We start from the raw sequence: 22,978 nt of genomic DNA, 5'->3' as shown, positions 1-22,978 counted from the left end.
ATGAACAAGGGCCGCCCCGAAGGACGGCCCTTTCACATGTGCTCAGCGAGAGATCAGCTCTCGGTGGACGGGTCCACGAGCGGATCGGTCGTGGTGTCCCCGCTCGAGGCGAGATCGCCATCGACCGTGGTCCCGTCGCCCGTCGTGCCGTCGCCGGTCGCCACATCGCCATCCGCAGGAGGCTCTTCCGTTGCCGTTTCCGGCGGCGGCAGGTCGAGCAGTTCGTGCAGGTAGGCTTTGGCCTCGGGCGAAAGATCGCGCCCGTTGGATGCGGCGAGAAGGGAGTCCGCCTGCATCTGATCGGCTTCCGCGACCTGTTTCTCAAGCTCGGTGACCTGATCCTGAGCCGTCGCGAGATCCGTCTGATAGGTCTCCGCCGCCTGCTTTTCAGCTTCGAGCGTGTCGAGCTGGCTTTGGTAGTCCTCTGCCTCGGGATCGAGATTGTCGATGTCAGACTGTATCGCTTCGGGCGTGCGAACATCCTGCGCCTCGAGATCCGAGAGGGTCTGCTGCGCGGTCGCGAGATCTTCTTCTGCTTGCGCCGCCCCGACGACAGAGTCGCGATAGGTCGCGATCCGGCCCACCTGACTGTTCGGCGAGGCGTTGGCGAGCGCGGTCGCGCTTGCATGGGCCGCGTTCAGACCCTTCAGCTCGGAGGCCAGTGCGCCGTGATTGCGCAGCTCATCCTCGCTCAGGCTCGGCTTGCCGTTCGGGCGCGGCGACTCGTTGACCGCATATTTGGTTGGGGTGGTCGAGCGCGTCTTCGTCGCGGTGGTGCCGCGCGACGCCGTTTTCACACTGGAGCGGGTCGTATGCTGCGATTTCGCCTGCCGCTTACCCGAGAACAGATCGTCGAGGAATTTCGCGGGGCCGCCGCCATGCGCAGCAGCCTTGCCGGAATTTCCGGGGCTCGTTGCACGCCCGGCCGATGCGGATTTGCCCGCCGCGCCGGAATTACCGCCTGCGTTGCTTTTGCCTCCGCCATTGCCGCCACTATTTCCGCCGCCGTTGCCGCCACCGTTTCCACCGCCGTTGCCACCGCCATTACCGCCACCGTTGCCGTTCTTGGCAAAGGCGGCATCCGCACCGGTGAAATGGCTGGTCGCCACCGGGGCGACGACGAAGCTCGCCGCGACAAGGGCGACAATCGAAGTTTTTCTCAGGCGCATGCGGCCCTCCTCTTTTGTTGCTCGCAACACAGTTTCAGCACGATTAGCGTCGAAAGTGGGCAAAAAAGCGGCAGCCTTTGCAAAATGCGCAAGGCTTCGCTCAAAGCGAAGGTGAGCCGGCGGTGACTCGCTCTTTTCCACCTCGATCACACGGAGAATTCAACCAAGGCGCGCCGAACGTGCTTTGACTGCGGTGAGATCGAGCCCCAACGGTGAATTGTTAAATGACATTCTTTGGGGGCAAAGTGATGAATGTATTGGGAGTTTTCGGACACTCGTTCCGGCAGGTCTTTGGAAATTGGCGGCAGACCCTTCGAATCTCGGCGCTTCTTCTCTTGATCATGATCATCGGGCAGCAGTGGCTTATCGAGAGCGTGATGCAGGCCGGAGCATCGCAACACCAGAGTTTCGAAAAATCACTGTTCATATTGGTTTTCAACACGTTCATCCTGCCGATCCCGATGATCATCGCGGCAGTGAACTGGCACAGGTTCATCCTGCTCGGCGAGCGCGTCGGCTGGCTGCCGCGGATTCATCTGCGCCGCGACGTGAGCTATTTCTGGCGTGGCATAGTGATCACGCTCTGTGCCATGGCGATGATGGTTCTGGGAGCCGCGATTGTCTTTCTTTTCGCCCTCGCGGCACAGGAAATCATTCCGAACCAGACCGCTGAAGCCGTTCTACTTGCCGTGGTGGGGCTGGCATTCTTCATTGCCCTGTATGCCTTCATGCTCCGTCTCGGAGTATCCCTGCCCGGGGCCGCGATCGGCGGCGCCACGATCCGCGACAGTTGGCGCGCGACTCGCGGCCACTGGCGTGGCTTCGCTTTGCTCACTCTGCTGGCATGTCTCGTGGTACTCCCTTTCGTTGCGGTGAACATGCTTTCGATACAAGCGCCACATGACCTCGCGGATGATATGGTCGTGGTCGCGCTCAAGCTGCTTTTCGCTGTGCCCACCGTGATGCTGCTGCTGTCGATCCTAACGACGCTCTACGGTCATTTTGTCGAGCAACGCGCCCTCGTCTGAGCTTGCCAAAGCGGGCGGCGCGCGTCACATCTGGCGGTATGAGTGAGTTCGCCCTTTCCGCCCAAGCCGCCACCCGCGCGCTGCGTGCGCTCTTCGAGCCCACGCCGCTGCAACTCAATGCCCATCTGTCGAAACGCTTCGACGCCGAGGTCTGGCTCAAGCGCGAGGACCTGACGCCGGTGCGCTCCTACAAGATCCGGGGCGCCTTCACCGCGATGCGCAAATTGCGCGAGCGCGATCCGTCGGCGGCGCATTTCGTCTGCGCGAGCGCCGGGAACCACGCGCAGGGCGTGGCCTTCGCCTGTCGGCATTTCGGGGTGAAAGGCACGATCTTCATGCCGGTGACCACGCCGCAGCAGAAGATCTACAAGACCAAGACCTTTGGCGGCGACGCGGTCGAGATCGTGCTGACGGGCGATTATTTCGACGATACGTTGGCTTCGGCGCAGGAGTTTTGCCGTGAGGCCGGGGCGCATTTCCTCGCACCATTCGACGATCCGGATGTGATCGAGGGGCAGGCGTCGGTCGGGGTGGAGATCCTCGACCAGTTGGGCGGCGCGCCGGATATGGTCATCCTTCCCGTCGGCGGCGGCGGTTTGGCTGCGGGCGTCACCGGTTATCTGCGCGCGACCGCCCCCGATACGGAATTTCGCTTCGTCGAGCCTTTGGGCGGCGCGAGCCTCACCGCTGCGGTCAAGGCGCATGAGCCCGTGACGATCTCGCAGGTGAACAGTTTCGTCGATGGCGCCGCGGTTGCCCGGATCGGCGCGCGCCCCTTCGCGGAGCTTGGTTGGGTCACGCCCGAGCAGGTTCATCTCGCACCGGAGGATCGCATCTGCATCACGATGCTTGAGATGCTGAACGTCGAGGGCGTCGTGCTTGAGCCCGCCGGCGCGATGTCTGTCGACATCCTGCCCGAACTCGCCGAGACGATCCGCGGCAAGCGCGTGGTCTGCGTGACTTCGGGCGGCAATTTCGATTTCGAACGGCTGCCAGAGGTACGCGAACGCGCCCAGCGCTATTCGGGGATGAAGAAGTACTTCATTCTCCGCCTGCCGCAGCGCCCCGGCGCCCTGAAGGATTTCCTGCAGATGCTTGGCCCTGACGACGATATCGCGCGCTTCGAGTATCTGAAGAAATCGGCGCGGAACTTCGGCTCGGTCCTGATCGGGATCGAAACGAAACGCGCCGAGAACTTCACAGAACTTTTCGCGAAGCTCGACGCCGAGGGCTTCGTCTGGCGCGACATCACCGAAGACGAAACCTTGGCTGAGTTTCTTATCTGAGGCCTTCAATTCGATAGAGCGGCCTCCAGACGGGCGAAACACACTGGTCTTTCGCCGTTTTTGCACTGTGGAGCCTTTTCTACATCCTCAACTCCTGCGCTCACACCCCGCGATAGGCACGCCAATTCCCAAAATATGGCCGCACCCGCGCCCAACGGGTGCAACTTGGTGCAATATGTGCTCGGCGCAGCTCAATCTGCTCAGCACCTCGCATTATGCTGCCGGAGTGAACTCCGATAGCCGCCCCATGAATTGCGTCTTGGACAGGCTATAGGTTTCGCGGATCGCGCCCAGATCGACCTCCACGGCGCGTCCGGCAGCGGCCATTCGTTCTCCCTGCTGACAGGCCCCGCCGAAATCGCGGAACCCGAGATTCCAGGCGGACCCTTTCAAGAAGTGCAAATCCTCTTCGACCCGGTCGGGACGTCCGCCAAGGCCCATCACCACGGCTTCGACCTCGTCGAGGAAAAGGTCCACGACCTCCGCAAAACCATCGGCGCCAATTTCAGAACGCAATTCTTGTACCCGTTCCCAATCAATCATCGCGCCCTCCAGGCCACTCGATCCGCCTCCACCCGAGACTGATCTTAGCGCCGCACCCTTTCGATTTTCTTAACGTCTGATCCGGGCCGGTTTTCACCGAATCTTAGGAAGTTCGGGGTTTCTTGGCGGCAGAGGTTTCGGATGATGCAGATGTTGCAAAGACAAGAGGTCCCCGCAGATGCGGGCCGACGACCATTGGCGGGCGCTGCGCGGCACGTTCTCGTCGTGGACGACAGCCGTATGCAGCGCCGTATCCTCTCGGCGCAGCTTTCTCGCTCCGGCTATCAGGTGAGCGAGGCTGAAAGCGCGGAAGAGGCGATCGCGATCTGCGCCCAATGCGAGCCCGATATCGTGATCTCTGATTGGATGATGGCGGGCATGAGTGGCCCTGAATTCTGCCGCGTCTTCCGGGGCTTACCGCGGCGAAGCTACGGGTATTTCATCCTTCTGACCTCCAAGGCCGAGAAGACGGACGTTACGCGTGGATTGGAAAGCGGCGCCGATGATTTCCTGTCGAAACCGGTCAACGGAGCGGAGCTTCGGGCGCGACTGAGCGCGGGCGCTCGTATCCTGACTATGCAAGAGGAGTTGAGCGAAAAGAACCGCCTCTTGCGCGAGGCACAGGAGGTGATCGACCGTGACCTGCAAGAGGCGCGCAAACTGCAGCAAAGCCTCGTGCGGACACGACACGCTCGGTTCGAGGCGGCGGATGTCTCGCTACTCTTGCGGCCCGCAGGCCATGTCGGCGGCGACCTCGTCGGGTTCTTTCCGATCAATGAACGCCGGGTGGGCCTATACGGCATCGACGTGTCGGGTCATGGAATCACCTCGGCCCTGATGATGGCGCGGATCGCGGGCTACTTCTCCGGCACCACCCCCAGCCAGAACCTCGCGATTTACCGCAACGCACAGGGCGAATTGCGCGGACGACGCCCAGCGGAGCTCGCGCAGCGCCTCAACGATCTCGTGCTGAGTGAAATGAGCACCGAGAGCTATTTCACGCTGATCTACGCCGATGTCGACCTGCGTACCGGCAAGGCCGAATTGGTTCAGGCAGGCCACCCCTACCCGGTCCTGCAACGGCGCAACGGCACGGTCGAGATTTTCGGAGAGGGCGGGCTCCCGATCGGCCTGATCGAAGGCGCCGAATACGAAACGCTTACGGTTCAACTGACCCCGGGCGACCGGCTGGTGCTGGTCTCGGACGGGATTACCGAAGCCAGCGACCGCAGCGGCGAGATGATCGATCAAACCCGGCTGGCCCGGATGCTTCGCAAGTTTTCCCAGATGCCGGGGTCCGGGCTTTTGGATGCGCTCTATTGGGCGACCGAGGCATTCGCGGAGGGTGAAATCGGGGACGATGTCTCGGCTGGCGTTTTGGAATTTCACGGCCCCGGCAGCACCGAGCGACGTTCGAAGCTTGGGTCAGACAGCAGAGACCATCCCCCCGGGGAGACTTGAGAGGAGAACGCACCAGCCCAGCTACATCTGAGGCGAACGAAACGCGCAAGACTATTCAGCGACGGACGAACCGTTCGAAAAACGCGCGCTCGCCTTGATTCGCGAGCAGTTCGAGCGCTTCTTCGGGATCGGCCCAATGCGCCGTGTGGTGCGGCTCCGGCGGCAGACCGCGCTTCAGCACCGGGCGCGCGAGCCAGACGGAGCAGAGCTTTTCCGCCCAGAACTCATACTCGGGCATATAGGTGAATCGCCGATAGGCTCCGAGGCGGCGCAGCCCCGTGATCGCCCAGCCGGTCTCCTCGAAGACCTCGCGATGCAGCGCCTCGATCGGCCCCTCGCCCGGATCGATCCCGCCGCCGGGCAATTGAAACTCCGGTATCGGATGGGCCTGATGGGTCAGCAGCACCCGCCCGTCGCGGATCAGGATCGCATAGGCACCGGGGCGCAAACGATACTGCTGACCGGATTTCACCCGCTCTCCGAACCTCGCGATCATGTGCTCTCCCTTGGGTCTGCGGTTGCCGCGCCTATATTGGGGCTGTATGGCAGGCTCCGCGCTGCCCGAAAACCCCTCTGAGCCCCTCAGGAGCACCATGTCCAAGCTATCCCAAATCGCATGGGACGATACAGTTCTGCCGTTTCAGCTCGACCGCTCTGACATCCGCGGCCGGGTTGCCCGCCTCGACGGCGTGCTCGACACCGTCCTGTCGCAACATGATTACCCCCGCGCGGTCGAAATGCTGGTGGCCGAAGCCGCCCTTCTGACCGCGCTGATCGGTCAGACCGTCAAGCTGCGCTGGAAACTGTCGCTGCAAATCCGCGGCAACGGCCCGATCCGCATCATCGCCACCGATTACTACGCCCCCGAGAAGGAGGGCGCGCCGGCCCGCATCCGGGCATGGGCGAGCTTCGATGACGAGAAGCTCGATCCCAAGGCCGACCCGTTCGAACAGATCGGGCAGGGCTATTTCGCGATCCTGATCGATCAGGGCAAAGGCACGACCCCTTATCAGGGCATCACGCCGCTGTCCGAAGGCTCGCTGCGCGCCTGCGCCGAAGCCTATTTCGCGCAGTCCGAACAGCTGCCCACGCGGTTCTCGCTGTCCTTCGGGCGCTCGATCCTGCCGGGTCAGGGCGAAAGCTGGCGTGCGGGCGGCGTGATGCTGCAGCATATGCCGCCGGCCTCGCCCTTCGCCGCTCAGGAAGGCTCGGGCGATCAGGGCCTGCTGACCGCCGACGACATTCTCGACGGCGAGGAAGGCGAGAACTGGGCGCGCGCCAATATCCTGCTCGACACGGTCGAGGATATGGAGCTGATCGGCCCGACCGTGCAGCCGACCGAACTGCTGGTGCGCCTGTTCCACGAAGAGCGACCGCGCGTCTTCGATCCGCAGCGGGTGGAGTTCGGCTGTACCTGTTCTGCCGATCGCGTGCGTCAGTCGCTCTCGATCTACTCGGCGCGCGACATCGCGCATATGACCACCGATGAGGGCACGGTCACCGCCGACTGCCAGTTCTGCGGCGCGCATTACATTTTCGATCCGCTGACGCTCGGCTTCGAGGCGCAGAAGAACCCCGACGGGTCGCTGCGCGAAGCGGGGGACGAGGGATCGAATGAGTGATCCTCTCGCCTCGGTTCTCGACGCCTTGGCGCGACCGGGGCGGCCCTCTTCGGATTACGATCTGAACCCGGAAGTGATCCTGCCCGAGGGCCGCAAGCTGCGGCCCGCGGGCGTTCTCGTCGCCTTCGACACGTTCGGGCCGGAACCGCGCCTGCATCTGACGAAGCGCAGCTCGCATCTGCGCCATCACCCCGGCCAGATCGCCTTTCCCGGCGGCAAGGTCGATCCCGATGACGAAGGCCCGGTCGGTGCGGCTCTGCGCGAGGCGCAGGAAGAGATCGGCCTGCCCCATGCCCACGTCGAGGTGCTGGGCACGCTCGATCCGCATGAGACCGTGACGTCCTTTCTGGTGACGCCGGTGCTGGCCCGCATTCACACGCCCTTCGAGGTCATCCCCGAAGCGGGCGAGGTGGCCGAGGCGTTCACCGTGCCGCTCTCGCATATCACGCCCGGGAATTTCCGTGTCGAATCGCGCCGCTGGCGCGGCTCCCGGCGCAGCTATTTCGTGGCGCCTTACGGGCCCTATTACATCTGGGGCGCCACCGCGCGTATATTGCGCTCATTGGCGGACCGGATGGCGGAATGAGACTGACCGGAGACTGGATCGAGGCAGAGCCGACCCAACGCGTGCTGAAGATGCTCGAAGAGGGCGGGCATCAGGCGCTTCTGGTGGGCGGCTGCGTGCGCAACAGCGCCTTGGGCGCGCCGGTCAACGATATCGACATCGCCAGCGATGCGCGCCCCGAGCGGGTGATCGAGCTTGCGAAGGCGGCCGGTTTGAAGCCGGTGCCGACCGGCGTCGATCACGGCACGGTCACGGTCGTCGCGGACGGTCATCCGCATGAGGTCACGACCTTTCGCCGCGATGTGGAGACGCATGGGCGGCATGCCACGGTCGCGTTTTCCGACGATATCGCGGAGGACGCGGCGCGGCGTGATTTCACGATGAACGCGCTCTATGCCCGCTCGGACGGCACGATTCTCGACCCGCTGGGAACGGGACTGGAAGATCTGGCGGCGCACCACGTGCGCTTCGTCGGCGAGGCCGAAGAGCGCATCCGCGAGGACTACCTGCGCATCCTGCGCTTCTTCCGCTTTACCGCGTGGTATGGGCACGATCTCGACCCCGACGGGCTGGCCGCCTGCGCCGAGAATATCGCCGGAATAGAGACGCTTTCGCGCGAGCGGCTTGGCGGCGAGATGCGCAAATTGCTGGCCGCGCCAGATCCCGTGCGCGCGGTGGCGGCGATGGCGCAATGCGGAGTTCTCAATGCCGTTCTGCCCGGCGCGGATGTGACCGCGCTCGGGCCGCTCGTCCATCTCGAAGATCGCCCCGCCGATCCGATCCGCAGGCTGGCCGCGATTGGCGGCGAAGGGGTCGCTGAGCGGCTGCGACTGTCGAAGAAGGACACAAGGCAGCTCGAGGCCCTGCGCGCCTCGCTGTCCGACGGTGATGACGCGGCGGTTCTCGGGTATCGTCTGGGCGCCGAAACCGGGGCCGATGCGTTTTTGCTGCGCCATGCGCTGATGGGGCAGGAAATGCCGGAAGGCTGGCAAAACAGGGTCTATTTCGGCGCAAAACAGCAATTCCCGGTACAAGCGCGCGACCTGATGCCCCGCTATGAAGGCAAGGCATTAGGAGATACGCTGAAGACGCTCGAGGCGCGCTGGATCGCCTCCGGTTTCACGCTGACGCGCGAGGATCTGCTCGCCGCGCTTTGATCCGCGCCGCAACCGCCTATATCGGGAGAGGAAAGAGAGACTCATGTTCGATCCCTTCTCCCCCGCCGAAGGCGCCCCGCCGCGCCAGCTTGGCGCCTTCTTCCGCTGGTGCCTCAAGGGCAGCTGGGGCGCGATTGCCGTGGCCAGCTTTGGGACGACCATCGCCGGGGTGATGGAGGTCGTCTCCGCCTGGCTTCTGGGTCAGGTGATCGACGCGGCGCTGAACAGCGACCGCGCTGCGGTGATCGGGGCCAATGTCGGGCTTCTCGTTCTGTTCGTCGCGTTCTTCCTGCTGATCCGTCCCCTGACCTTCGGCATCAGCTCCGCCACCAACAACCTGCTGATCAGCCCCAACGTGATGCCGCTGGTGCTCTCGCGGCTGCATCGCTGGACGATGGGCCAATCGGTCACCTTCTTCGACAATGACTTCGCGGGACGCATTGCGCAGAAGCAGATGCAGACCGCCCGCGCCGTCACCGACACCGTCACCGAGATCATCAATACCGGCCTCTTCGCGCTCGCCTCGATCGTCGGCTCGCTGATTGTTCTGGCGCAGATCGACCGCTGGGGAGCCGTTGGTCTCGTGTTCTGGACCTTCGGGCTTTACCTGATTATCCGCCTTTTCCTGCCGCATATCCGCGGACGCTCGCGCGAGCGGGCTTCGGCGCGGGCGATGGTGACGGGGCAGGTCGTCGACACGGTCACCAACATCAAGACGGTGAAGCTGTTCGCCCATGCCGAGCACGAGGATCGCGCGGCGCTGGAGGCGATGCAGAAGTTCCGCCAGAAAACCTATTCCTTCGGCATGGTCCAAAGCCTCTATCGCGTGGTGCAGATGGCCTATGCCGGGATCGTTCCGGTGATGCTGGTGGGCGGCGCGATCTGGCTCTGGTCGCAGGGCGAGGCGACTGCGGGGGCCATCGCCACGTCGGGCGCCATCGCGATCCGGCTGTCTCAGATGTCGGGCTGGGTGAGCCAGGCGCTGATGTCCGTCTGGACCCATATCGGCGAGGCCGAGGACGGGATGCGGACGCTCGCGCATATGCACGACCTGACCGATGCGCCCGATGCTCGGACATTGCGCCACGTGGAAGGTGAGATCCAGTTCGACAATGTCGATTTCGCCTATGGGCGCCGCAGCGGCGGGATCGCGGATATCAATCTGACCATCGCGGATGGCGAGCGGATCGGGATCGTCGGGGCCTCCGGCGCCGGGAAATCGACGCTCGTGGCGCTGCTGCTCAGGCTCTATGATCCCGAAAAAGGCTCTATTCTGATCGACGGGCAGAACATTCGCGAGGTCACGCAGGAGAGCCTGCGCCGCAATATCGCGATGGTCACGCAGGAGACCGCGATGTTCAATCGCTCGGCACGGGAGAACATCCTTTACGGTAAGCCCGACGCCACCGAGGAGGAGATGATCGCCGCCGCGCAACAGGCCGAAGCGGACCACTTCATCCGCGGCCTCGCCGATCACGAAGGCAATCGCGGTTATGACGCCAAGCTGGGCGAGCGCGGGGTGAAGCTGTCGGGCGGCCAGCGCCAGCGGATCGCCCTTGCCCGCGCCTTCCTGAAGAACGCGCCGATCCTTGTGCTGGATGAGGCGACTTCGGCGCTTGATTCCGAGGTGGAGGCGCAGATTCAAAGCGCCCTGCACCGGGTGATGGCGGGCAAGACCGTGCTGGCGATTGCCCACCGCCTCAGCACCATCGCCGAGATGGACCGGATCGTGGTGCTGGAGGAAGGCCGGATCGTCGAGCAGGGAAGCCATGACGAGCTGCTGGCGATGAACGGGCTCTACGCACGCTACTGGGCACGCCAGTCCGGCGGCTTCCTGACCTGCGATGACGCGGAGGATGCGGCGGAATAGGGTCTTTTCTGACCCGCGCCGCGCAGCTAGAGAAGGCGCATGACCTACGAAATCGAGCGACTGTCCCTGCATGCCGACGGCGTGACCCATGGCCCCGAGGGGACCGTGCATGTCGCCATGGCGCTTCCCGGTGAGGTGGTCGAGGGCGAGGTGGTCGACGGCCGCATCGCGCAGCCGAAGATCGTGATGCCGTCGCCCGAGCGGGTAAAAGCGCCCTGCCCGCATTACCGTTCCTGCGGGGCCTGTTCGATGCAGCACGCATCCGAGGCGTTCACCGCCGAATGGAAGATGGACGTGGTGCGTCAGGCACTGGCCGCGCGCAACCTGCCCGTGCCGGAGATGACCATCGCGACCTCGCCGCTCAATTCCCGCAGGCGGGCGACGCTTTCGGGACGGCGCACGAAGAAGGGCACCTTGGTCGGGTTTCACGCCCGCGCCTCGGACACGGTCGTCGAGATCCCGAACTGTCTGATCCTGCGGCCCGAACTGCTGGCCGCGATCCCGATGCTGCACGAGGCCACCGCGATCGCAGGCTCGCGCAAAGGCGAAATCGCCTTCACCCTGACCCTGTCGGAGGCCGGGCTGGAACTGGCCGCACAGGGCGGAAAAGACCCTGATACGGCCCAATTCGAGGCTTTGTCGGGTCTGGCGCGCAGCCACGATCTCGCCCGGCTCAGCTGGAACGGACAGGTCATCGCGGGCCGCCGCCCGGCGATCCAGCAATTCGGAAAAGCGAAAGTCGTGCCGCCACCGGGCGCTTTCCTGCAAGCGACCCATCACGGCGAAGCGGTGCTGACCGCCTTCGCGAAAGCGGCGATCGGCAATGCGAAAAAGGTGGCCGATCTCTTCGCAGGCTGCGGCACCTTCTCGCTGCCGCTGGCCGAGCTGGCCGAGGTGCATGCGGTCGAAGGGGTCGCGGCGATGACCGAGGCGCTCGATCAGGGCTGGCGTCAGTCGCAGGGCCTGCACCGGGTCTCCACCGAGGCGCGCGACCTGTTCCGCCGTCCGCTTCTGCCCGACGAGCTGGCGAAGTTTGACGCGGTGGTGATCGACCCGCCGCGGGCTGGCGCGCAGGCCCAGATCGCCGAGATCGCGGCGTCGAAGCTCAAGCGGCTCGTCCATGTCTCCTGCAACCCGGTCACCTTCGCACGCGACGCAGAGACGCTGATCGCGGCGGGCTTCACGCTCGACAAGCTGCTGGTGGTGGATCAATTCCGGTTTTCCGCTCATGTGGAGCTTGCGGCCCTTTTCACCCGCTAGATGCGACGGCGAAAATCGGGTAGAAAGGCTGCAAAACAGCAGTCTCCGAATACAGGCCGAACATGAACCGTCGAACCCTCCTCTTGGGCGGATGCGCCCTCGCAACGCTCGCCGCCTGCGGCGATTCCACCAAATTCAAATCCTATAACGGCCCTGCCGTGACTCAGATCCAGCTCTTCAAGTCGCAGCGGATGATGTATCTGCTGCATGGCGACGAGGTGCTGGAGAAGTACAAGGTGGGCCTGGGCGGCGATCCGGTCGGGCCAAAGCGGTTCGAGGGCGACGGCAAGACCCCGGAAGGGCTCTATTACATCAATCGGCGCAATCCGAACTCGGCCTATTACCTGTCGATCGGCATCAGCTATCCGAATCCGCAGCAGGTGGCCTTCGCGGAATCGCAGGGCAAGAAGGCGGGCGGCGACATCTTCATCCATGGCCGCGACGGGAAGAACAAAGGCAAGGGTCGCGACTGGACCGCGGGCTGCATCGCGGTGAAGGACAAGGAAATCCGCGACATCTACGCGATGGTCCGCGACGGCACGCCGATCTTCATCTTCCCCTGATCGCAGCGCCCCCCCCCAGAAATGACAAAGGGCCCCGCGTGGGGCCCTTTTTGCTTGCGGCGGGTCTTCGGCTCAGTTGCCGGTGACCATCGTCCACCAGATCTTGCCGGACGGCTCCTGATACCAGGAGAAGCCCATCTGCGTCGCCGCGGGGTTCAGGATCACATCGCGCGTATCGGCGACCTTCATCCAGGCCGAGAGGGTCTCCATCTCCGTCTCGTAGGTCTCGGAGATATTCTCGCCCAGCACCTGCCCCGGATAGCCGGCGCGCTGCGCCCGGCTCAGCGGCGAGGAGCCGTCGGAGCCCCAGTGCCACGGACGGTTCTGCGCCGCCATGTCCTTGGAATGCGCGAGCGCCGCCGTGGTCAGCGCGTCGTTCAGCACCAGCGGCGCGGCACCACGCGCCGAACGCAGGCTGTTCACCGATTCCAGCACGCGCTGCGGGATCACCGAGCGATCGCTCGCGGTGATGTTGTAGACTTTCGGCAGCGGCAGGCCATCGGGCCCGAGTTTGGGCTGCGTGTCGGTCGGCTGGCAAGCCGCCAGAGCCACAATCGCGGAGACCGCAAATACAGAAGCGCGCAACATCTTTGGTCCGTCCCTCGTTAAAACGTCAATCTGCATTACACGCTTGTCCCCAGCCGCGCAAACCCCTCTGTCGCTTTGCGGGCACATCCCCGCCAGTTTGATTTGCCGCCGCCGCACGATCACATTATATTTATCGCAATTGACCCCATCGCGAACCCGGAGCCCGAGATGCCCAATACGCGCAAGCCCTTCGATCGCCGCGCCTTCCTCGGCGCCGCCGCCTGCCTTGGTGCGGGGCTCGCGCTGCCCGCCCGGGCGCAAACGCCCGATTACGGTCAGGAGCAGTTCGAAACGAACGCCTATACGAACCAGCGCCGCAATATTTCGAGCTTCCAGAACCGCGACTGGCAGCCCTACTTCTCGAACCTCCGCGGTGGGGCGATCCTTGTGGATACCCATTCGCGGGCGCTGCATTACTGGTCGGCGGATCAGTCGATCTACCGTCTCTATCCGACCTCGGTACCGGTCTCGGAAGAGCTGACGCGGCGCGGCCGGACCTCGGTGATCCGCAAGGTCGAAGGGCCGAGCTGGGCGCCGACCCCCTCGATGAAGAAGCGCAATCCGGAATGGCCCGATTACGTGCCGCCGGGTCCCGATAACCCGCTGGGGACCCATGCGCTCTATCTGTCGTGGCGCTATTACCGCATCCACGGCACGCATGACACGCGCAAGATCGGCCGCAAAAGCTCGAACGGCTGCATCGGTCTGTACAACGAACATATCCAGGAGCTGTTCGGCTTCGCGAAGATCGGCACGCAGGTGCTGCTGATCTGAGCCACGCCACCCATCGGACAAAGTAAAACCCCCGGGACTACGCAGTCCCGGGGGTTTTCAATTCATGGGACAGCGATCAGTGGTTGCCACCTTTGCCGCCGCCATGGCCGGACCCGCCGCCCGAACCACCAGCGCCGCTGCCCGAACCCGAACCGCCGCCAGTACCGCCGCCCGACCCCGAACCGCCCGCCAAGCCCTCGAGCTTGCCGTGGGCGCTTCGTACCATGACGCCGAGCATCTCGTCTTCGCCGGGCGTATCGATGGATTTCACGAGGTTATCCTCGTGCTCTTGGTTGTAGATCACGTCGTCCTCTGTCGCCCAGGGATTTGCGTGCCCGGCCCAGGACGCGCCAGCATAGAGAGCCGCCAAGGCGACCAGTCCCATAGTCTTGAGCATTCTCTTTCCTTTCTGCTCTGAGCGGCCCGGTCGTTGCCGGTCCGCAGGGTACGCCTTCACGGCGATCCCTTGCCCCCGCGTCAGAACATATAGGAAAAGACACTCACGAATCTGTGAGGCAGGACGTCGCAGATCGCGACAGTTTTATCAGTCGATCCAACCGGCGAGGTTTTCTCCGACCACCTCCATCAGCGCCTTGATGTGCAGATCGTCGTCGTTGAGGCACGGAACATAGGTGAATTTCTCGCCACCGGCTTCCTCGAAGGCCTCGCGGATTTCGCCGTTGATCTCTTCGAGCGTCTCGATGCAATCCGCGCTGAAGGCGGGCGAGATCACCGCGATGTTCTTCTTGCCCTGTTTCGCCAGCTCCGCGACATGCTCGACCGTGTAGGGCTTGAGCCATTCCTCGGTGCCGAAGACCGACTGGAAGGTCGTGTCGATCCCGTCCTTGTCCCAGCCGAGCCGTTCGCGCAGCAGGCGCGAGGTCTTCTGGCACTGGCAGTGATAGGGGTCGCCTTCCATCAGATAGCGCTTGGGCATCCCGTGATAGGAGGCGACCAGCACGTCGGGCTTCTCGTCGAGCGTGGCATAGACCCGCTCCACCGATTGCGCGAGTGCGTCGATATAGGAGGGCTTGTCGAAATATTCCGGCGCGACGCGTGCGGCGGGCTGGCGCTTTTGCTTCATCAGCGCGCGGAAGAACTGATCGTTCGCGGTGGCCGAGGTGGCGCCCGCATATTGCGGATAAAGCGGCAGGAACAGGATCTTCTCGCAGCCCTGCTCGACCATCCGGTCGACGACGGACTGGGTCGAGGGATTGCCGTAGCGCATGCAGTAATCGACGACGACCTCCTGACCGTAGCGCGCCGAGACCGCATCGCGCAGCTTCGCGACCTGCTGCTTGGTGATCGTCATCAGGGGGCTTTCGCCCGCCTCGTTGTTCCAGATCGTCTTGTAGTTCGCACCCGAGGTGAAAGGCCGCTTCGACAGGATGATGAGCTGCAGCAACGGCTGCCATTTCCATGCCGGGTAATCGATCACGCGCCGGTCCGAGAGGAACTCGTTCAGATAGCGACGCATCGACCAGTAATCGGTGTTGTCCGGGGTTCCGAGATTGGCGACGAGCAGGCCGATCTTCGCTTCCTTGACGGGCGGGTGATCGGCGGGGGCATAGGCAAGGCGCGTATTTGCGGCGTTGGTCATCGTGTCACTGTCCTGTCGTCATTTATCGCGGAACTTCCACCCGACTTAACGGGTTTCCCGATCTGTGCCAATGCGGCCTATTCAACCGGGACAGGATCACTTACGGTCTTCACATGGCAATGGATGACATGACCGGGAAAAAACCGGCCCCGCCCGCTCTCGACCCGTCGCGAGACGCGTTGTTCCTAGATTTCGACGGATGTCTGGTGGACATAGCGCCCCGCCCGGATGCGGTGATCGTGCCGCAAAATCTGCCGCGTTTGCTCGAACAACTCTCGGAGGCGCTCAACGGGGCGCTTGCGGTTGTCTCGGGGCGATCCCTGCACGAGCTGGAACGTTTCCTCGACGGGTTCGACGGGCTGATGGTTGGCTCCCACGGCTCGGAAGCGCGCGGAATGGAGCCGCCGATGGCCGAGACCCCACAACATCTGGGCGCGGTCAAAGAGGATCTGGCCGGGTTCGCTCAGGACCACGATCTCATTTTTGAAGACAAGAGCCACGGCGCCGCGATCCACTTCCGCTCCAACCCCGCCAAGCAAGGCAAAGTGGAAGCCTTCACCGAAGAGCTGACCGCGCGCTATGACGGTTTCACGATCCAGCCCGCGAAAATGGCGGTCGAAATCCGTCCCGAGGGGTTCTCGAAGGATGGCGCCCTGGCGATCCTGTCCGACCTCGTGCAGTTCGGCGGTCGCAATCCGGTCTATGCGGGCGACGACACGACCGACGAGCCCGCATTGGCCTGGGCAGAGGCGCATGGCGGCTTCGGCATCAAGGTCGGTGACGGAGAGAGCGTCGCGCGCTATCACCTTGACGAACCGATGGATGTGCGCGCCTGGCTCGCCGCTGCCGTGGCACGCTGAATGAGGAACGTCGAATGGGCCGCCTGATCTGCATCTCGAACCGTATTCCCACCGGGGCCAATCCCTCCGGCGGGCTGGTCGTGGCGCTTGGCGATGTGCTGGAGGAGACCGGCGGTATCTGGATCGGCACCTCGGGCGAGATCGCCGACACGCCTGCCGCAGAGTTGCGCGAGATCGAGGGCGGACCGTTCAGGCGCTACTGCTTCGATCTGACTCAGGAAGAGCAGGACAACTATTACGCGGGCTATTCGAATTCGGTGCTCTGGCCGCTGTTCCACGGTCGCGCCGATCTGATGGATATCCATCAGGAATATCTGGGCGTCTACAAGCAGGTGAACCGGCGGATCGCGAAGCTCGTGGCGCCGTTCCTGAAGCCCGACGACCGGATCTGGGTGCAGGACTATCACCTGCTGCCGCTGGCCTACGAGCTGCGCCTGATGGGCGTGACCAATCCGATCGGCTTCTTCCTGCACACGCCTTTCCCCGGCCCGACCGCAATGCAGGCCCTGCCCAACGGGCGCGAGGTCTGCCAGTGGATCGCGAATTACGACCTCGTGGGCCTTCAGGCAGAGCGCGACGTGCGTGCCTGTCTCCACTCGATGATCGAGATCGCCGACGCCTCCAATCTCGGCGCGGGCTACGTGCATCTCTCGCCCCGTCAATGCCGGATCGCCGCGTTCCCGATTTCGATCGACGCGCGGGAGTTTCAGGAACTCGCGGAGGCCGAGTTCGATAAACTGCCCGCCGGGATCGTGAAGGATCATCGTCGGCTGATGATCGGCGTCGACCGGCTGGATTATTCCAAAGGTGTGCCGCATCGTTTCCGCGCCTTCGGCGAGTTTCTCGAGCGGCACGAGGATTGGCACCGCTACGTCTCGCTCTTGCAGATCTCGCCGCCGACCCGCGAGGGCGTGCAGGCCTATGACGATATTCGCGAAGAGACCGAGCATCTCTCGGGCCGCATCAACGGCCAGTTCGCCGACATCCAGTGGGTCCCGATCCGCTTCATCAACCGCGCAGTGCCGCGCGAAGTGCTGGCGGGGCTTTACCGCGCCTCGCATGTGGCACTCGTGACGCCGCTGATGGACGGGATGAACCTCGTGGCGAAGGAGTTCATCGCGGCGCAGAACCCCGACGATCCCGGCGTTCTGATGCTGTCGCAATTCGCGGGCGCCGCCGAGCAGATGGATGCGGCGCTGATGGTGAACCCGCACGATCCCGAACAGGTCGCGACCTCGATGCTGACCGCGCTGATGATGTCGCGCGGCGAACGGCGGGAACGCTATCGCTCGCTGATGACGGGGCTGACCACCTATGACGTGCATTGGTGGTCGAAGTCTTTCCTCGACGCGCTAGGCTGAGCCGGGCTTGTCGCCGCTCGGGCGCTCGGTGGTGCCCAGCGCATCGGCGAGCCGCTGTGCCGCAGATCCCGGACGCAACGGTTTTTGCTGATCGGGATGCGGCTTCCAGCCGGTAAGCCAGACCATGTCGAAGGTCGCGCGCACCCGGCCATCGGGCTCCTGATAGGTCTCGATATAAAGCCGCAGCGCCTCGGTCAGCACGTCACGGCGCAGGAAGCGGCGATCGCGGGCGGCAAGCGCATTGGTCTCGCCCATCGCGCGCAAGTCCGACAACAGCCGCAGTGGCGTCTCGTAGGTCACCTTGCGTGTCACGGCATCGGCCACCGGCAGCGCCAGCCCCGCCCGCTGGATCAGCGCCCCGAGATCGCGAATTTCGCCCATCGGCACGATCCGCGGGCTCAAACCTCCGGTGATCGCAGCCTCGGCCTGCGCCAGCGCCGCGCGCAGCTCACTCAGCGTCTGACCGCCGAACATCACGCCGATGAAAAGCCCGTCGGGTTTCAGCGCACGCGACGCCTGCACCATCTGCCCGACCGGATCATTCGCCCAATGCAGACACAGCGCGTGGACCACCAGATCATGCGCGCCTTCCTCGAGATCGAGCACATCCGTATCGGCCACGATCTTCGCCTCGGGAAGAATTTCGCGCCACGGCTCGGGAAAAGCGGCGATCAGCGCGGGCTCCGTAAAGGTTCTGTTAACCTCTAGCAGCCTTTCCTCAAGCTCAGCCGCCGCGTCCTCGTGCAAGAACAGTTCGGGGGCGCGGGCGGCGCGAACTCTGTGGCGCTCGAGCGCGGCGCGGTCGGTCAGAAGGGGCGGCGTATCCATGGCAGAAACCCTTAACGAGGTTCGGAGCCGGATGCTAGCGGCGGGACGTCTGGGATTGCGCGCGCTCTTCCCGCCGCGCTGCATCGCCTGTGGCGACGCGGTCGGTACGGATTTCGGGCTCTGCGGTGCGTGCTGGTCCGAGGCCACTTTCGCGCGCGGAACGGTCTGCGACGCCTGCGGCACGCCCCTTCCGGGCGAAAGCGACACGGCCATCCTTTGCGACGATTGCCTCACCCATCCGAGGCCCTGGGCGCAGGGCCGCACGGTGATGCATTACGCAGGCACCGGGCGCGATCTGGTGCTGGCGCTGAAACATGGCGACCGGCTCGATCTGGTGCCGCCGCTGGCGGATTGGATGGCGCGGACCGTGGAGCCGCTTCTGACGCCCGACACGCTGATCGCACCGATCCCGTTGCACAGGTTGCGCCTGCTGCGACGGCGCTACAATCAGGCGGCGGAGCTGGCCCGCGCACTGGCCCGCCGCACCGGGCACGCCTATTGCGCCGATCTCTTCACTCGCGCCCGGCCCACCTCGAGCCAAAAGGGCAAAACCCGCGATGAGCGGCACGCCAATCTCGACGGCGCGATCACCGTCACGCCGCGCCACGCCGCGCTGCTGCGCGGGCGCCCGCTCCTGATCGTCGATGACGTGATGACCTCGGGGGCGACACTATCCGCCGCGACGGAGGCGGCGTTGAGCGCAGGTGCAGAGCGGATCTGCACTGTGACACTGGCACGCGTTGCGAAGGCACCCTAAATCCCTATAGTCTCGCAGACCAAAGGGAATTGAGAATGAAACGCGTCGAAATCTACGTCACCAGCACCTGCCCCTTCTGCATCATGGCCAAGCGCCTGTTGGACAAGAAGGGCATCTCCTACGAGGAAACCGATGTCGGCCGCGAGCCGCAACTGCGCGCCGCGATGACCCAGCGCGCCAATGGCCGCCGGACCGTCCCGCAGATCTTCATCGGCGACGAGGCGATCGGCGGCTGCGACGAGCTGCACGCGCTCGAACATTCGGGCAAGCTCGATCAGATGCTGGCGAGCTGACGCGATGAAGGCGGCGCTCGTTCAGCTTTCGGTCACGGATGATCCGGCACAGAACCTGCCGGTCACGCTCGACTTCATCCGCGATGCCGCGTCGAAAGGTGCGCAGCTGATCGCGACGCCGGAATGCACCAACCTGATCTCGTCGGATCGCGCCCATCAGAACGCGGTCCTGCATCACGAGCATCACGACCCGACGCTGGAGGCGCTTTGCAACGAGGCAGAGCGCCTCGGCGTCTATATCCTGATCGGCTCGCTCTGCCTGAAATCCGGAGACGATGCGCGCTTCGCCAATCGCTCTTTCCTGATCGGGCGCAAGGGCAATATTAAAGCCCGCTACGACAAGATCCACATGTTCGACGTTGACGTGTCCGAGACCGAACGCTACCGCGAATCTGAGGCCTACCGCCCCGGGCGCGAGGCGGTTCTGGGCGCGACGAAATACGCCCAGCTCGGCCTGTCAGTCTGCTACGACCTGCGCTTCCCGCATCTCTACCGGACGCTGGCGCAGGCCGGGGCGCAGGTGCTGACGATCCCGGCGGCGTTCAACGACACGACCGGGGCCGCCCATTGGGAGGTTCTCGTGCGTGCCCGCGCGATCGAGAATACCTGCTTCGTGCTGGCGCCCGCGCAATGCGGCACCCATGCCGCGCATGGCGGTCGGCCGCGCCGGACCTGGGGCCATTCGCTGGCGGTCGATCCGTGGGGCAAGGTGCTGGCCGATGGCGGCACCGAACCCGGCGTGACCCTCGTCGATCTCGATCTCGATCAGGTGGACGCGGTGCGCTCGCGCCTGCGGTCCCTGTTCCATGACCGGAGCTTCGACGGACCGTGAGCACCCCGCCCGAGAACGACCCGCTCGCCGCGACGCTGTTCGCCGAGGTCTTCATGGCCGATCAGCTGGCGCGCAACGTGGTGAGCCGTGCCCTGCCGAAGGGCATGGAGATCTCGCATTTCTCGGTGCTCAACCTGCTGGCCCATATCAACGAAGAGCGCACGCCCGCCCAACTGGCCGAGGCGCTGCATGTGACCCGCGGTGCGATGACCAACACGCTCGCCAAGCTGGAATGGGCGGGACATGTGCATATCCGGCCCGACTGGGACGATGCGCGGCGCAAATGGGTATCGCTCTCGCCCTCCGGTCGGCGGGCGCGCGATGCGGCTCTGGCCTCGCTGATGCCGATCATCGGAGGGATCGTGCGCGATCTCGGCCCCGATAAGGTCCGCGCCACCCTGCCGGTGCTGCGCGAATTGCGCGCTCGCCTCGGCCAGGCCTGAATGCGGCAGGGGCTCTGCCCCTCTGGCCTGCGGCCATTCACCCCGGGATATTTCCGCCAAGCCGAAATCCGGCTCTTTGTTCTTGTTCAAATATACCCGGGGGCGCGGTGGGGCAGGCCCCTTTTCATCGTCAGCACAAACGAAAAGACCCCGCCGTTTCGCACGGCGGGGCAAGGCGCGTGCCGAGGAGCGGCCCTCGGCACCGGCGGTAACTTCTAATTCTTGAGAGAGGGCCGAGCCTCAGTTCATCTCGGCGCGGATTTGCTGGCGCAGCAGGTCGATCGGGACCTGTTTGCCATCGCGCTTGAACGTCCAGTAGGTCCAGCCATTGCAGCTCGGCGCGCCTTCGAGATGGGCGCCGACCTGATGGATCGAGCCTTTCACGTCGTCGCCGATCAGCGTGCCGTCGGCGCGGACCTTGGCCTTGTGGCGACCGTTGAGCGAATACAGCTCCTCGCCCGGGCGCAGCATCCCGCGTTCGACCAGCTGGCCGAAGGGCACGCGCGGCTCGGCGCGTTTCGAGGTGGAGACTTCCAGCGCTTCCTTGTCGAATTTGCGGATCTTGGCGAGGCGCTTGAGCGCGACTTCGCGATACGCCTCTTCGCGCTCGATGCCGATGAAATCGCGGCCCAGCATCTTCGCCACAGCGCCGGTCGTGCCGGTACCGAAGAACGGGTCGAGGATCACGTCGCCGGGATTGGTGGTGCCGACGAGGACACGGTGCAGCAGCGCCTCGGGCTTTTGGGTCGGGTGAGCTTTCTCGCCGTTCGAATCCTTCAGACGCTCGCCGCCATTGCAGATCGGGATCACCCAGTCGGAGCGCATCTGCACCCCTTCGTTGAGCGATTTCAGCGCCTCGTAGTTGAAGGTGTATTTCGCGCCTTCGGATTTCGACGCCCAGATCAGCGTCTCATGCGCGTTGGTAAGGCGCTTGCCGCGGAAATTCGGCATCGGGTTCGACTTGCGCCACACGACGTCGTTGAGGATCCAGAAGCCCTGGTTCTGCAGCTCTGCGCCCATGCGGAACACGTTGTGATAGGAGCCGATCACCCACATCGCGCCATTCGGCTTGAGGATGCGGCGCGCGGCCTTCAGCCAGTCTCGGGTGAAATTGTCGTAATGCGCGAAGGAGCCGAACTGGTCCCACGCGTCATCGACCGCGTCGACCTTGGAATTATCGGGGCGGTGCAGGTCACCGCGCAACTGTAGATTGTAGGGCGGATCGGCGAAGATCAGGTCCACACTGTCCTCGGGCAGCGAGTTCATCATTTCGATGCAATCGCCATCCAGAATTTCGTTCAGGGGCAGTGCATTGCGCACCACCGGAGTCTTGGTCTTTGCCATTTTTAGCCTCTTAACTGCCCGCCTCAGGGCCCAATATCTGGGAGCCGGCTTTGTGCCGATCTATGGCTATAAAAATGAGTCAAAGGCGATTCATCGTCAATTTCTTTTTTGAATCAAGGGGTTATATAATTAGCTTGGCACAAGATATTGTGGACCGGCTTGAAGCTTCGTCTATGAACGGGGGTGACCCCTAAATCTAGAAGCGCCTGCAGATGGTCCTTGGTCGGGTAGCCCGCATTCCGCTCCCAGCCGTAGCCCGGATACTGTTGCGCCAAATCCACCATGAGCAAATCGCGGGCCTCTTTCGCGAGGATCGAGGCCGCCGCGATCGACAAAGAACGGGCATCGCCCTTCACGATCGGTTCGCTGGACAACTTAAGGTCGCGCGGTACGCGGTTGCCATCGACAAGCACATGATCGGCGGTGCGGGTCAGCCCTTCGACCGCTCGGCACATCGCGAGATGCGAAGCGTGGTAGATATTGAGTTCGTCGATCTCCTCGACGCTGGCATGGGCCACGCAGAACTCGGCGCAGTCCATGATCTGCGCGGACAGATCGGCGCGGCGCTTTGCGGTGAGCTTCTTCGAGTCGTTGAGCCCTTCAGGAATGCGGGCGGGATCGAGAATGACCGCCGCTGCCGTCACCGGACCGCAAAGCGGACCGCGGCCCACCTCGTCCACGCCTGCAACGATTGTCAGGCCGCGCGCGAAGGCGGCTTCTTCGAAAGAGAAATCGGGGTTCTGTGCCATTTCTTCGGAATGCCCCGGAACGGCA

The 22,978-nt window shown here is 64.0% G+C and carries 25 protein-coding genes; 16 read left to right on the top strand and 9 right to left on the bottom strand.

Translation table 11 applies throughout. The annotated features are described in order from the left end of the window. Window positions 1–53 precede the first annotated feature (53 nt). Entirely contained in the window at window positions 54–1,169 is a 1,116-nt protein-coding gene (locus BMI89_RS09235; protein ID WP_168176787.1) for a DUF3450 domain-containing protein, read from the bottom strand. 224 nt (window positions 1,170–1,393) lie between these two features. Here BMI89_RS09235 and BMI89_RS09225 point away from each other — a divergent pair, with 224 nt between their 5' ends. Together BMI89_RS09225 and ilvA are read left to right on the top strand one after the other, a co-directional pair. After that, on the top strand, window positions 1,394–2,197 hold the full coding sequence (locus BMI89_RS09225; protein WP_078570695.1) for a hypothetical protein: 804 nt from the start codon (window positions 1,394–1,396) through the stop codon (window positions 2,195–2,197). Window positions 2,198–2,235: 38 nt separating this feature from the next. Next, entirely contained in the window at window positions 2,236–3,483 is a 1,248-nt protein-coding gene (ilvA, locus tag BMI89_RS09220; protein ID WP_078570694.1) for a threonine ammonia-lyase IlvA, read from the top strand. 213 nt (window positions 3,484–3,696) lie between these two features. Here ilvA and BMI89_RS09215 read toward each other — a convergent pair whose 3' ends face one another. Then, complete coding sequence (locus BMI89_RS09215; protein WP_078570693.1) at window positions 3,697–4,026, bottom strand: histidine kinase; 330 nt, start codon at window positions 4,024–4,026, stop codon at window positions 3,697–3,699. Between the two features lie 150 nt (window positions 4,027–4,176). Here BMI89_RS09215 and BMI89_RS09210 point away from each other — a divergent pair, with 150 nt between their 5' ends. After that, window positions 4,177–5,487 (top strand): SpoIIE family protein phosphatase, encoded by a 1,311-nt coding sequence (locus BMI89_RS09210; protein ID WP_078570836.1) that lies wholly within the window; start codon window positions 4,177–4,179, stop codon window positions 5,485–5,487. Window positions 5,488–5,542: 55 nt separating this feature from the next. Here the strand turns inward: BMI89_RS09210 and BMI89_RS09205 are convergent, their stop codons facing one another. Then, window positions 5,543–5,983 (bottom strand): NUDIX hydrolase, encoded by a 441-nt coding sequence (locus tag BMI89_RS09205; protein WP_078570692.1) that lies wholly within the window; start codon window positions 5,981–5,983, stop codon window positions 5,543–5,545. A 97-nt stretch (window positions 5,984–6,080) separates the two neighbouring features. On the opposite strand from BMI89_RS09205, the gene BMI89_RS09200 reads away from it, so the two are divergent. The 6 genes from BMI89_RS09200 to BMI89_RS09175 all read left to right on the top strand — a co-directional run bounded on the left by BMI89_RS09200 (window position 6,081) and on the right by BMI89_RS09175 (window position 12,524). After that, entirely contained in the window at window positions 6,081–7,109 is a 1,029-nt protein-coding gene (locus BMI89_RS09200) for an Hsp33 family molecular chaperone HslO (RefSeq protein ID WP_078570691.1), read from the top strand. Then, entirely contained in the window at window positions 7,102–7,695 is a 594-nt protein-coding gene (locus BMI89_RS09195) for a CoA pyrophosphatase (protein WP_078570690.1), read from the top strand. The genes BMI89_RS09200 and BMI89_RS09195 overlap by 8 nt, the downstream gene beginning before the upstream one ends. Continuing rightward, window positions 7,692–8,831 carry a CCA tRNA nucleotidyltransferase gene (locus BMI89_RS09190; protein ID WP_078570689.1) on the top strand — a complete coding sequence of 380 codons (1,140 nt, stop codon included), beginning with the start codon at window positions 7,692–7,694 and terminating at the stop codon, window positions 8,829–8,831. Before BMI89_RS09195 ends, BMI89_RS09190 begins: the two co-directional genes overlap by 4 nt. Window positions 8,832–8,874: 43 nt before the next feature. Next, complete coding sequence (locus BMI89_RS09185; RefSeq protein ID WP_078570688.1) at window positions 8,875–10,701, top strand: ABC transporter ATP-binding protein; 1,827 nt, start codon at window positions 8,875–8,877, stop codon at window positions 10,699–10,701. Window positions 10,702–10,740: 39 nt separating this feature from the next. Then, entirely contained in the window at window positions 10,741–11,961 is a 1,221-nt protein-coding gene (locus BMI89_RS09180; protein WP_078570687.1) for a class I SAM-dependent RNA methyltransferase, read from the top strand. Between the two features lie 62 nt (window positions 11,962–12,023). Continuing rightward, window positions 12,024–12,524 carry a L,D-transpeptidase family protein gene (locus BMI89_RS09175; RefSeq protein ID WP_078570686.1) on the top strand — a complete coding sequence of 167 codons (501 nt, stop codon included), beginning with the start codon at window positions 12,024–12,026 and terminating at the stop codon, window positions 12,522–12,524. Window positions 12,525–12,596: 72 nt separating this feature from the next. On the opposite strand, the gene BMI89_RS09170 is transcribed toward BMI89_RS09175, so the two are convergent. After that, the gene (locus BMI89_RS09170) at window positions 12,597–13,112 is read right to left on the bottom strand and encodes a CAP domain-containing protein (protein ID WP_078570685.1); all 516 of its coding nucleotides are present in this window, start codon (window positions 13,110–13,112) and stop codon (window positions 12,597–12,599) included. Window positions 13,113–13,280: 168 nt separating this feature from the next. Between BMI89_RS09170 and BMI89_RS09165 the strand changes: the two genes are divergently transcribed. Then, window positions 13,281–13,886, top strand: coding sequence for a L,D-transpeptidase (locus BMI89_RS09165; RefSeq protein ID WP_078541579.1), 606 nt, complete (start codon window positions 13,281–13,283; stop codon window positions 13,884–13,886). Between the two features lie 76 nt (window positions 13,887–13,962). Here BMI89_RS09165 and BMI89_RS09160 read toward each other — a convergent pair whose 3' ends face one another. Both BMI89_RS09160 and hemH read right to left on the bottom strand, forming a co-directional pair. Continuing rightward, window positions 13,963–14,283 (bottom strand): hypothetical protein, encoded by a 321-nt coding sequence (locus BMI89_RS09160; RefSeq protein WP_078570684.1) that lies wholly within the window; start codon window positions 14,281–14,283, stop codon window positions 13,963–13,965. 147 nt (window positions 14,284–14,430) lie between these two features. Then, the gene (hemH, locus tag BMI89_RS09155) at window positions 14,431–15,486 is read right to left on the bottom strand and encodes a ferrochelatase (protein ID WP_078570683.1); all 1,056 of its coding nucleotides are present in this window, start codon (window positions 15,484–15,486) and stop codon (window positions 14,431–14,433) included. Between the two features lie 113 nt (window positions 15,487–15,599). Here hemH and otsB point away from each other — a divergent pair, with 113 nt between their 5' ends. Together otsB and BMI89_RS09145 are read left to right on the top strand one after the other, a co-directional pair. Beyond that, window positions 15,600–16,346 (top strand): trehalose-phosphatase, encoded by a 747-nt coding sequence (gene otsB / locus BMI89_RS09150; protein ID WP_078522212.1) that lies wholly within the window; start codon window positions 15,600–15,602, stop codon window positions 16,344–16,346. Window positions 16,347–16,360: 14 nt separating this feature from the next. Next, window positions 16,361–17,707 (top strand): trehalose-6-phosphate synthase, encoded by a 1,347-nt coding sequence (locus BMI89_RS09145; RefSeq protein WP_078570682.1) that lies wholly within the window; start codon window positions 16,361–16,363, stop codon window positions 17,705–17,707. Here BMI89_RS09145 and BMI89_RS09140 read toward each other — a convergent pair. Then, a complete protein-coding gene (locus tag BMI89_RS09140; RefSeq protein WP_078570681.1) occupies window positions 17,699–18,535 on the bottom strand; it encodes a methyltransferase domain-containing protein in 837 nt (278 codons plus the stop codon). The genes BMI89_RS09145 and BMI89_RS09140 overlap by 9 nt on opposite strands. Between BMI89_RS09140 and BMI89_RS09135 the strand changes: the two genes are divergently transcribed. From BMI89_RS09135 to BMI89_RS09120, 4 genes are read left to right on the top strand one after another with little or no spacing between them, the layout of a single operon-like run. Beyond that, on the top strand, window positions 18,534–19,292 hold the full coding sequence (locus tag BMI89_RS09135) for a ComF family protein (protein WP_246832003.1): 759 nt from the start codon (window positions 18,534–18,536) through the stop codon (window positions 19,290–19,292). The two genes, BMI89_RS09140 and BMI89_RS09135, sit on opposite strands and share 2 nt — an antisense overlap. A 35-nt stretch (window positions 19,293–19,327) precedes the next feature. Next, window positions 19,328–19,585, top strand: coding sequence for a glutaredoxin 3 (gene grxC, locus BMI89_RS09130; protein WP_078570679.1), 258 nt, complete (start codon window positions 19,328–19,330; stop codon window positions 19,583–19,585). Between the two features lie 4 nt (window positions 19,586–19,589). Next, a complete protein-coding gene (locus BMI89_RS09125; protein ID WP_078570678.1) occupies window positions 19,590–20,417 on the top strand; it encodes a carbon-nitrogen hydrolase family protein in 828 nt (275 codons plus the stop codon). Window positions 20,418–20,470: 53 nt separating this feature from the next. Further along, entirely contained in the window at window positions 20,471–20,860 is a 390-nt protein-coding gene (locus BMI89_RS09120; protein WP_078541755.1) for a MarR family transcriptional regulator, read from the top strand. Between the two features lie 240 nt (window positions 20,861–21,100). On the opposite strand, the gene BMI89_RS09115 is transcribed toward BMI89_RS09120, so the two are convergent. Then, window positions 21,101–22,204: a site-specific DNA-methyltransferase gene (locus tag BMI89_RS09115; RefSeq protein WP_078550956.1), complete on the bottom strand. Its 1,104-nt coding sequence runs from the start codon at window positions 22,202–22,204 to the stop codon at window positions 21,101–21,103. Window positions 22,205–22,317: 113 nt separating this feature from the next. Then, window positions 22,318–22,953, bottom strand: a complete 636-nt coding sequence (locus BMI89_RS09110) for a ribonuclease HII (protein WP_078570677.1) — start codon at window positions 22,951–22,953, stop codon at window positions 22,318–22,320. Window positions 22,954–22,978 lie beyond the last annotated feature (25 nt).

It is taken from the genome of Thioclava sp. F36-7, from assembly GCF_002020075.1.
GTDB classification, from domain to species: Bacteria; Pseudomonadota; Alphaproteobacteria; order Rhodobacterales; family Rhodobacteraceae; genus Thioclava; species Thioclava sediminum.
Note: the sequence above shows the minus strand (reverse complement) of the source record. Positions and strands in the feature narration are given on the sequence as shown.